This is a genomic window from Spirillospora sp. NPDC052269 (assembly GCF_040679435.1).
GTDB lineage: Bacteria > Actinomycetota > Actinomycetes > Streptosporangiales > Streptosporangiaceae > Spirillospora.
The window spans coordinates 18,799-28,608 of sequence record NZ_JBFAUU010000037.1 but is presented as its reverse complement, the minus strand read 5'-3'; the positions used below and the strand labels follow the sequence as shown (position 1 = coordinate 28,608).

2 protein-coding genes are annotated in these 9,810 nt (G+C 70.3%); both read left to right on the top strand.

Annotated features, from left to right (window positions below; translation table 11 throughout):
* Positions 1 to 24 precede the first annotated feature (24 nt).
* Positions 25 to 5,157, top strand: a complete 5,133-nt coding sequence (locus AB0L06_RS43030) for an amino acid adenylation domain-containing protein (protein ID WP_500237519.1) — start codon at positions 25 to 27, stop codon at positions 5,155 to 5,157.
* Positions 5,142 to 9,809: an amino acid adenylation domain-containing protein gene (locus AB0L06_RS43025; RefSeq protein WP_500237517.1), complete on the top strand. Its 4,668-nt coding sequence runs from the start codon at positions 5,142 to 5,144 to the stop codon at positions 9,807 to 9,809. The genes AB0L06_RS43030 and AB0L06_RS43025 overlap by 16 nt, the downstream gene beginning before the upstream one ends.
* Position 9,810: the final 1 nt, after the last annotated feature.

The window sequence follows — 9,810 nt, the reverse complement described above, 5'->3', positions numbered from 1 at the left end:
GGCCGTTTGGTGTTCGTGGGCCGTGTGGATGATCAGGTCAAGATCCGGGGTTTCCGGATCGAGCCTGCCGAGATCGAAGCCGTCCTGACCAGCCATCCCGAAGTCGCACAAGCAACGGTTATGGCACGCGAAGACCGCCTGATCGCCTACCTGGTCGGCACTATCGACGAGACCAGTGTGCGGGAGTTCGCGGCCAGGTGGCTGCCCGACTACATGCTCCCTGCCGCGATGGTCGTCCTGGACGAGCTGCCGGTGACCGCGAACGGCAAGGTCGATCGGGCCGCGCTGCCGGCGCCCGACTTTGCTTCCGTTTCCTCGGGACGAGCACCGCGCACACCACAGGAGGAGATCCTCTGCCGTTTGTTCGCCGAGGTCCTCGGGCTGGACCAGGTGTCGATCGACGACGGATTCTTCGAACTCGGAGGGGACTCCTTGCTCGCGATGCGCCTGACCGGCCGCATACGTGCGGTGCTGGGCGCGGAAATCCCGGTACGCACGCTGTTCGAGACACCGACCGTCTGGGGCATCGCGGGTCGATTGGACCATCAGGACTCGCTGCGTCCGGCTGTTGTTCGGGTGGAGCGGCGGCCGGAGTGGTTGCCGTTGTCGTTCGGGCAGCAGCGGATGTGGTTCTTGCATCGGTTGGAAGGGCCGAGTGGGACGAACAACATTCCGTTGGCGCTGCGGTTGGTCGGCGTGCTGGACGTGGGGGCGTTGGAGGCGGCGTGGGCTGATGTGGTCGGCAGGCATGAGGCCCTGCGGACGATCTTCCCCGAGAACGACGGGACTGCTTGCCAGCTTGTTCTCGATCCGCCGGAATCAAGGATTCCAACGGTGGCCCTCCGCGAGGAGGACTTGCCCCCGGCTCTGAACGAGGAGGCCGAACTCGGCTTCGACCTGGAAGACGAGCTTCCGTGGCGGGTGCGGTTGTTCGTGTTGGCGGCGGATGTGCATGTGCTGTCGGTCGTGGTGCATCACATCGCGGCCGATGGTTGGTCGATGGGGGTGCTGGCGCGGGATTTGTCGGCGGCGTATGCCGCCCGTGTGGCCGGCGGCCCGCCGGAATGGGCGCCATTGCCGGTGCAGTATGCCGATTTCGCGCTTTGGCAGCGTGAGTTGTTGAACGGCTTGTTCGACGAGCAGCTCGCGTATTGGAAGGAGGCGCTGAACGGCCTGCCCGATCAGTTGGAGCTGCCTTTCGACCGGCCGCGTCCGGCAGTGGCGAGCCATCGCGGTGCGATGTTGCCGTTCACGGTGGACGCTAGCGTGCATCAGCGCTTGGCGAAGCTTGCACGTGACTGCCACGGAACCCTGTTCATGGTGGCGCAGGCTGCCTTGGGAGTGTTGCTGTCCCAGCTTGGTGCTGGTGATGACATCGCGTTGGGTTCGCCGATCGCGGGTCGTACGGACGAGGCGTTGGACGATCAGATCGGCTATTTCCTGAACACGTTGGTGTTGCGGACCGATGTGGGTGGGAATCCGACGTTCGCGGAGTTGGTGGCCCGGGTTCGGGAGGTGGACCTGGCGGCGTACGCGCATCAGGACCTGCCGTTCGAGCACCTGGTGGACGCCCTGACCCCGACCCGTTCACTAGCACAGCATCCACTGTTCCAGGTCGGCTTCGCCCTTCAGAACGCCCCGGCGACCGAGTTCGAGATGACGAATCTCGAGACTCGCCCTGAGCCCCTCGAGATGTCCACCTCGAAGTTCGATCTGTCGGTGCTCATGTCGGAGCGCGGAGACGAAGGCGGCCTGGACTGCTTTCTGGAGTTCGCGACCGATCTCTTCGACCGGGAGACGGCCGAGGGCGTCATCGCCCGTTTGCAGGTGGTCCTCGGCCAGGTCGCGACAGATCCCAGGATCCGGGTTCGCGATGTCGACGTCCTGTTGGAGGGTGAGCGGTCGCGTCTGGTCGAGGGTGTGAATGTCGGTGGGGTCGGTGTTGTTGATGCGACGGTGCCGGGGTTGTTCGGGCGGGTGGTGGCGCGTTCGCGGGATGAGGTCGCGGTTGTTGACGGGGACGTGTCGCTGACCTTTGACGAGCTTGATGCCCGGTCGAATCGGTTCGCGCGGTTCTTGCAGTCGCGTGGTGTCGGGGGTGGGGATCGGGTTGCGGTCGCGTTGCCGCGTTCGGCCGACCTGATCGTGGTGGAGCTCGGGATCGTCAAAGCGGGTGCGGTGTTCGTTCCCGTCGACCTGACCTATCCGACTGAGCGGGTGAGTTTCCTGCTGGGGGATTCCGCCCCGGTTCTGACCGTGACCTCTGATCTTCTTGGTGAGGACGAGGGGTTTGCTGAAGGTCCGGTTCCTGTTGGGGTGTCGGCTGAGGATGGCGTGTATGTGATGTACACGTCGGGTTCGACGGGTGTGCCCAAAGGCGTGATCGCGACGCACGGTGGCGTGGCCGGGCTGACGCTGGACAGGTGCTGGGGGGACATCGGCACAGGCCGGATCCTGTTCCACGCGCCGCATGCGTTTGACGCGTCGACCCTCGAGTTGTGGGTGCCGCTGCTGAACGGCGGAACGGTCGTGCTGGCTCCGCCAGGCGAGGTCGATGGGCGCGTCCTGGAGAACCTGATCGCTGGGGCTGGCCTGACGGCGGTGCATGTCACTGCCGGTGTGTTCCGGGTCCTCGCGCAGGACGCCCCTGAATGCTTCAGGGGCCTGCGTCATGTTCTGACGGGTGGGGATGTGGTTCCGGCGGACGCGGTGGCCCGGGTGGTCGAGGCTTGTCCCGGAGTGACTGTCCGTCACTTGTATGGGCCGACTGAGGTGACGTTGTGCGCGACGACGTTCACGGTCGATGAACCTCCGCAGGTGCTGCCGATCGGTGGTCCGCGGGATGGTGTCCAGGTTTTCGTGTTGGACGGTTGTTTGCGGCCGGTCCCTCCTGGCGTGGCTGGGGAACTTTATGTTGCTGGGCGTGGGCTGGCACGGGGGTATCTCGATCGGCCGGGGTTGACGGCTGAGCGGTTTGTGGCGTGTCCGTTCGGTGGGCGCATGTATCGCACCGGTGACCTGGTCCGTTGGGATCGTGACGGCCGTTTGGTGTTCGTGGGCCGTGTGGATGATCAGGTCAAGATCCGGGGTTTCCGGATCGAGCCCGCCGAGATCGAAGCCGTCCTGACCAGCCATCCCGAAATCGCACAAGCAACGGTCGTGGCACGCGAAGACCGCCTGATCGCCTACCTGGTCGGCACTGTCGACGAGACCAGAATGCGGGAGTTCGCGGCCAGGTGGCTGCCCGACTACATGCTCCCTGCCGCGATGGTCGTCCTGGACGAGCTGCCACTGACCGCCAACGGCAAGGTCGACCGGACCGCGCTCCCCGCCCCCGACTTCCGCGCCCGGACATCGGGACGGCGACCTCGTTCCCCGCAGGAAGAGATCCTCTGCCGACTGTTCGCCGAGGTCCTCGGGTTGGACCAGGTGTCGATCGACGACGGATTCTTCGAACTCGGCGGCGACAGCATCATGTCGCTCCAGGTCGTCTCCCGCGCGCACAAGGCCGGGCTGACCATCACCGCCAAGGACGTCTTCCAGCACAAGACCCCACAAGCCCTCGCCGCCATCGCCGAACCCGTGAACGACCGGCACGTCACCCACGAGGACGGCCAAGGCACCATCCCCCTCACGCCCATCATGCGACAGCTCGCCGAACTCGCCGGTCCCGCCGCGCTCGCCGGACGCTTCTCGCAGTGGATGGTCGTCCGGGTTCCGGCCGACCTCCGGCTCGGGCGGCTCGAACAGGCCGTTCAGGCCATCGTCGATCATCACGATCTGCTCCGGGCCCGGCTGGTCCGGGCCGGTGCCGAGCGAGAGTCGTACCTCGAGGTCGGAGAGCCGGCGTCCGTGGCCGATCAGGTGCTGCGGCTCGACGCGACCGGGCTCGGCGACGAGGCCCTGGGCGAGCTGATCGACCGGGAGGCCAGGGCCGCCTCCGGACGGCTGGACCCCTGGGCCGGGGTCGTTCTGCAGGTGGTCTGGTTCGACCGAGGGGACGACCGTCCCGGCCGCTTGGCCGTGGTCGTTCATCACACCGTCTGCGACGCGGTCTCCTGGCGGATCCTCCTGCCCGACCTCGAGGCCGCCTGGACCGCGATCGCGGCCGGCGAACGTCCGGAACCGGCGAGTGTCCCGGTCTCGTTCCGCCGGTACGCCTCGCATCTGGTCGCCACCGCCTCCGAACGCACACCGGAGCTCGAGAGCTGGATCGAGATCCTCAGGGACGCCGACCGGCTGCCGGGCCGACGTCCCTCCGACCCTCGCCGGAACACCGGGGCATCCGTCCGGCAGCGTTCGTTCGCCGTACCCGCCGGCCTGACCTCCGCCCTGCTCACCACGGTGCCCACCGCGTTCCATGCTGGGGTCAACGACGTGCTGCTGGCGGCGCTGACGGCCGCGCTGGAGGATTGGGCGGTGGACCGGGGACTCGGCTCCGGACCGGTCGTGGTGGACGTGGAGGGTCATGGCCGCGACCGGCTCACCGAGGAGATGGACCTGTCGCGCACGGTGGGCTGGTTCACCGCCATGCATCCGGTTCGCCTGGACACGGGGATCATCGACCGCGCCGAGGCCCGTGCCGGCCTTCCCGCCGCCGGTCGCCTGATCAAGCGCGTCAAGGAACAGATCCGCGCCGTTCCCGGAGACGGCCTCGGCTACGGCCGACTCCGTTACCTGAACGATGAGACGCGGCGGACCCTGGCGGCCCTCCCGGCACCACAGATCGGCTTCAACTATCTGGGACGCTTCAGCGTCGCCGAGAGCGTCGAGAGTGCCGAGGACGCGGGCGACTGGCAGCTCGCCGGACCCGCCGCGCTGGGCGGCGACTCCGACCCGGACCTGCCCGCACTGCACGCGCTGGAGCTCGGCGGACTGGTCCGTGACGGCGCGGCCGGACCAGACCTGGTCCTCCTGGTGTCGTGGCTGGACGGGGTGCTGACGGAGACCGACGCGACCGGGCTGGCGCAGGGGTGGATCAGCATGCTGAGCGGCCTCGCGTCGCACGTGGCGGAGCCCGGAGTCGGGGGACTCACGCCCTCGGATCTGTCGCTGGTCGACCTGACCCCTGGTCAGCTCGAGGCCCTTGAGGACGACCTCGGCGACCTTGACGACGTTTCTTCGGAGAGCGGAGGTTCCCTATGGGACGCCAGATAGAGGACGTGTGGCCGCTGACGCCCCTGCAGGAGGGGCTGCTGTTCCATTCCCTCTACGACGAGGGCCAGGACTTCTACATGGCGCAGGACATCCTGGACCTGAAGGGCAGGCTGGACGCGGCCGTGCTCAAGGCGTCCTGGGAGGCCCTGATCGCCCGGCACGCCACGCTGCGCGCCTGCTTTCGCCAGCCCGCGGGACTCGAACGGCCTGTGCAGGTCATCCCGGCCCGGGTCGCGCTCCCGTGGCGGGCGGCCGATCTGACCGGCCTGTCGGGCGAGGAGGCGCGTGCCGAGGTGAAACGCCTGGCCGCGGAGGAGCTGGCGCGGCGCTTCGACCTGGCGGCTCCGCCGCTGCTCCGCGTGGTCCTGATCCGGCTGGCCGACGATCACCACCAGATGATGCTCACGCACCATCACATCCTGATGGACGGCTGGTCGCTCCCCCTGCTGCAGAGCGAGCTCTGGGACATCTACGCCGCGGACGGCGACGCGTCGGCGCTCCGGCCGGTGACGCCGTACCGGGACTATCTCGCCTGGCTGAACGAGCAGGACATGGATTCGTCCCGGGCGGCCTGGCGGGCGGAGCTGGCGGGCGCCTCGGAACCGACGCTGTTGGCGCCCACGACACCGGCGAACGACGAGGGCGGCCACGACCAGGACGGTCACGACCAGGTCCATAGGGCGCTGGACGAAGACCTCACCGCGAGGCTCTCAGCGCTGGCGCGAGCGCGTGACCTCACCCTGAACTCCCTCATCCAGGGCGCGTGGGCGCTGCTGCTCGGCCGGTTGCTGAACCGCGACGACGTGGTCTTCGGCGCGACCGTCGCCGCGCGTCCGGCGGAGCTGCGCGACGTCGGGACCATGGTCGGGCTGTTCATCAACACCGTTCCCGTACGGGCCCGGCTCGACCCGGCGTGGTCGGTCGTCGGGCTGTGCGCGGACCTGCAGACGCGGCAGTCGGGTCTGATCTCCCACCAGCACCTGGGCCTCGCCGAGATCCAGCGCGTCGCCGGTCCGGGCGCGGGATTCGACACCCTGGTGATCTACGAGAGCTACCCGCAGGGCCCGAAGGAGGACCCGGGCGGCGAGGAGACCCTGCGGATCGAGCCGGTGCACGGGCACAGCGTCGCGCACTATCCGATCAACCTGGCCGTCTTTCCCGGACCGCGGCTGATGTTCCTGCTCAGCCACCGGCCCGGGCTGTTCGGCAGGGAGAACGCCGAGGCCCTCGTCGCCCGCCTGGAGGCGGTGTTGCGGCGGCTGGCGGCCTACCCGGACCTGCGGATCGCCGAAGTCGACGTCCTGCTGGAAGGGGAGCGGGAGCGGCTGACCGAGGGCGTGAACGTCGGCCGGACGGGCATCGCTCACGCGACCGTGCCGGGAGAGTTCGGGCGGGTGGCGGTGCGGTCACGTGACGAGATCGCGTTGGTCGACGGGGACGCCTCGCTGACCTACGGAGAGCTGGACGCCCGGTCGAACCGGTTCGCGCGCCTGCTGAGGTCGCGTGGCGTCGTCGTCGGGGACCGGGTGGCCGTGGCGCTGCCGCGGTCGGCCGACCTGATCGTCGTCATGCTCGGGATCGTCAAGGCGGGTGCGGTCTTCGTGCCCGTGGACCTCGGTTATCCGGCCGATCGGGTACGGTTCCTGCTGGCGGACTCCGAGCCGGTGCTGGTCGTCACCTCCGAACTCCTCGGCGCGGAGGAGGCGTTCGCGGACGCGCCGGTCGCGGCCCGGATCTCGGCCGAGAGCGCCGTGTACGTGATGTACACGTCCGGGTCGACGGGCGCGCCGAAAGGAGTGGTCGCCACCCACGGCGCGGTGGCGGGCCTGGCGTTGGACGGCCGCTGGGGTGACGTCGCCGGCGGCCGGTTCCTGTTCCACGCGCCGCACGCGTTCGACGCCTCGACACTCGAGGTGTGGGTGCCGCTCCTGAACGGCGGTCGCGTCGTGGTGGCCCCGTCACAGGAGATCGACGCGAGACTCCTCAAGAGTCTGGTGGCGGAGGCGGACCTGTCGGCCGTGCACGTCACCGCGGGCCTGTTCCGGGTGCTGGCGCAGGAGTCCCCGGACTGCTTCGCCGGACTCCGCCACGTGCTGACCGGCGGGGACGTGGTTCCGGCCGATGCGGTGGCGCGCGTGATCGAGGCATGCTCCGGGGTGACGGTCCACCACCTGTACGGGCCGACCGAGGCGACCCTGTGCGCGACGATGTTCACCGTCGACAGGCCGCCCGCGACCCTGCCGATCGGCGGGCCTCGCGACGGTGTCCGGGTCTTCGTCCTGGACGGTTCACTGGGCCCGGTTCCGCCCGGAGTGGCCGGGGAACTCTACGTCTCCGGTCACGGTCTGGCCCAGGGGTACCTGAACCGGCCCGCGCTGACGGCCGAACGCTTCGTGGCCTGCCCGTGGGGCGGGCGGATGTACCGCACGGGCGACCTGGTCCGCTGGGACCGCGACGGCGGATTGATCTTCCTGGGGCGTGCCGACGACCAGGTGAAGATCCGCGGCTTTCGCGTCGAGCCCGCCGAGGTCGAGGCCGTGCTGACCGATCACCCCGACGTGGCGCAGGCCACCGTGCTGGCGCGCGAGGACCGGCCGGGGGACAAGCGCCTGGTCGCGTACCTGGTCGGCGCCGACGCCGACGTCGCGGACGTGCGGGATCACGCGGTGGGGCGTCTGCCGGACTACATGGTGCCCGCCGCGATGATGGCCGTGGACGAGCTGCCCCTGACCGCCAACGGCAAGGTCGACCGGGGGGCGCTTCCGGTCCCCGGCTACGCGCCGTCCTCGCACCGGGCGCCGCGCACGCCCCGTGAGGAGATCCTCTGCACGTTGTTCGCGGAGGTCCTGGGCCTGCCGCGCGTCGGTGCGGAGGACGGCTTCTTCGACCTGGGCGGGGACTCGCTGCTCGCCGTCCGCCTGACCGCGCGGATCCGTGGCGTCCTGGGTGTGGACCTGCCGGTCAGGGTGCTCTTCGAGGCGCCGACCCCGACGGCCCTCGACGAGCGCCTGACCAGGCCGGGCGCCGCGCGTCCGGCCATCGCCGCCGGGCCGCGCCCCGGCGTGGTGCCGCTGTCGATCGCGCAGTACCGGATGCGCCTGCACGGCCCGTTCGGCCGTGAGCGGGCCGCGAACAACATCCCGCTGGCCGTCCGGCTGACGGGCGACCTGGACGTTGCGGCGCTGGAGGCGGCGTGGGCCGACGTGGTCGGGCGCCATGAGGCGCTCCGTACCGTCCTGCCGGTGGCGGACGGGATCGCCCGCCAGGTGGTCCTCGACGCGGTCGACACGAGCCTTGCGGTCGTCCCCGTGAGCGAGGCCGGCCTCTCGGACGCCATGGAGGCCATGGCGAAGGAGGGGTTCGACCTGGCCTGTGACCCGCCCTGGCGGGTGACCCTGTTCGCGCTGTCGCGGAAGGACCACCTCCTCCTGGTGGTCGTGAACCACATCGCGGCGGACGGCTGGTCGATGGGCGTTCTGGCCCGCGACCTGTCGGCCGCCTACACCGCCCGTGCCGCGGGCACCGAGCCGGGCTGGGAACCGCTCGAGGTGCAGTACGCCGACTTCGCGCTCTGGCAGCACGCTCTCCTGAACGAGGGCGGCGAGCGGAACCTGCTCTCCCGGCAACTCGCCTACTGGCGCACGGCCCTGGCGGGCCTGCCCCCGACACCGGAGCTCCCCCCGACCCCGGAACCACCCCCGCCCCCGGAAGTCCCCGCGACGCCGGACGTGCCCCCACCGAACCCGCCCGGGCCGGGCCGACCCGCGGCGTCGGGCGTGCCCGCGACGCTGGACCTGCCCGTGCCGCCCGAACCGCCCCTGGCCCCCGGTCCGCCCCCGACGCCGCGCCTGCCCGTGACTCCCGAACCGCCCCTGGCGCCGCACCGGCCCCAAGCTCCGGTGCCGCCCGCCGGGCCGCCGGTTCCGGCCGACCCCCCCGAACCCCCCGATCCCGCCGGGCGCGCGCCGCGGGGCGGCTCGGTCGAGGTCGTCGTCGGGTCGGACGTCCACCTGAGGGTGATCGAGCTCGCCCGGCGCGAGCGTGCCACACCGTTCATGGTCGTGCAGGCCGCGGTCGTCGCCCTGCTGGCGCGGTCGGCCCCGGCCGAGGACATCGCCGTGGGCACCGTGTCCGCGGGACGGGCGGACGGCGTCCTGGCCGACGTCGTCGGGTTGTTCGCCAACACGCTGGTGCTGCGTACGGACGCGAGCGGCGATCCGTCGTTCGGGGAGCTCGTCCGGCGTGTGCGGCGGGCCGACCTGGCGGCGTTCGCTCACCAGGACCTCCCCTACGACCGCCTGATCGAGGTGCTCGACCCGCCCCGGACCCCGCCCTTCCAGGTGATCCTCGGCATGGACAACCTTCCCGAACCGCCCTGGAGCCTTCCCGGCCTGTCGGCCGAGCACGTGCTGCCCGGCGAGGGCGCGGGAGGTCCCGCGATGTCCGACCTGGCACTCAGCATCAGGGAGCTGCGCGGCCCGGACGGGAGCCCCGCGGGGCTCGCGGGATCCCTGTGGTTCTCCGCCGCCGTCTTCGACAGGCGGACCGCGCGGACGCTCGCCGCGCGGCTGACCTCGGTGCTGACGCAGGTCGCGACGGAACCGACGGTACGGCTCGGCCAGATCGAGATCGCCCAGCCGGGCGTCCGGTGAC